The 1234-nt window shown below is 64.6% G+C and carries 1 protein-coding gene; it reads right to left on the reverse strand.

Annotation, left to right across the window (positions count from 1 at the left end; translation table 11 throughout):
• Positions 1 to 26: 26 nt before the first annotated feature.
• Positions 27 to 1171, reverse strand: a protein-coding gene (locus FKV25_RS07725) for an IS3 family transposase (protein ID WP_425462618.1) whose coding sequence is annotated in 2 segments (ribosomal slippage) — positions 27 to 934 and positions 934 to 1171 — 1146 coding nt in all. Because the reading frame shifts where the segments join, the coding sequence is not laid out codon by codon here.
• Positions 1172 to 1234 lie beyond the last annotated feature (63 nt).

Consider the following 1234-nt stretch of genomic DNA (forward strand, 5'->3'; position numbering starts at 1 on the left):
TGAATCGCCCCGGGTTTCATAGACACCTACGAGCCTGAAAGTCCCGCTTGCCGTTCGAACTCTACCGGAGAGACGCCTCCATTGGAGCCGTGTCGGCGCTTGGGGTTGTAGAACATCTCGATGTAGTCGAACACGTCGCTGCGTGCCGCGGTCCGGGTCAGATAGATCTTGCGCTTGATCCGCTCGCGCTTAAGCAACTGGAAGAAGCTCTCGGCCACTGCGTTGTCATGGCAGTTGCCGCGCCGGCTCATGCTGCAGACAAGGCCATGGGCCTTCAGGAACGCCTGCCACTCGGCCCCCGTGAACTGGCTGCCTTGATCCGAGTGCAGCATCAGTCCCGGAGCCGGCTTGCGTCGCCACACCGCCGACAACAAAGCCTGCAGCACCAGGTCGGCCTGCATCCGAGCCTGCATCGCCCAGCCCACGACTTGTCGCGAGTACAGGTCCAGGACCACCGCCAGGTACAGCCAGCCCTCGTGCGTGCGGATGTAGGTGATGTCGGTGACCCAGTGCGTGTTCGGGGCGGGCACGTCGAACCGGCGATCCAACCGGTTCGGTGCTACCGTCGAGACCTGTCCGCCACGCGGACGCGGTCGCCGGCCATAGCCCACCTGCGCCCGCAGGCCTTCGCCCTTCATCAGCCGCGCCACGCGATGCTTGCCGCAGCGCTCGCCCAGGTCCCGAAGGTCGTCGGTGATCTTGCGGTAGCCGTAGACCGTGCCGCTCTCCAGCCACGCCTGCTTGACCAGGCCCAGCAGGCGCTGGTCCTCGCGATGGCGATCGCTGTGGGGCCGGCGCAGCCAGGCATAGAACCCGCTGCGTTGCACCCCCAGCACCCGACTCATGCTGATGACGCGGAACTGATCCAGGTGTGCCTGCATGAACGCGTACTTCGCCCTTATCCCTTGGCAAAGTACGCCGCGGCCTTTTTTAGGATGTCGCGCTCCTCGGTGACCCGTCGCAGTTCCGCCTGCAGTCGCCGGTTCTCGACCGCCAGCGCGGCGTCGTCGTGACGTTCCTGCGGTGCCTTGCGATGCATGCGCACCCATTCGTACATCGAGTGCACGCTCACCCCGAGCCGGTCCGCCACTTCCCGGGCGGGACGCCCGTGGTCAATGACCTGTCGGGCCGCTTCGGCCTTGAACTCTTCCGTATACCGCTTGCCACTCATACACACCTCCGTGATTGCCATAATGTACGGCTTGGAGATGTCTAGTGAACCCGGGGCGATTCA

The organism is Marilutibacter aestuarii (genome assembly GCF_006546775.1).
GTDB classification, from domain to species: domain Bacteria; phylum Pseudomonadota; class Gammaproteobacteria; order Xanthomonadales; family Xanthomonadaceae; genus Marilutibacter; species Marilutibacter aestuarii.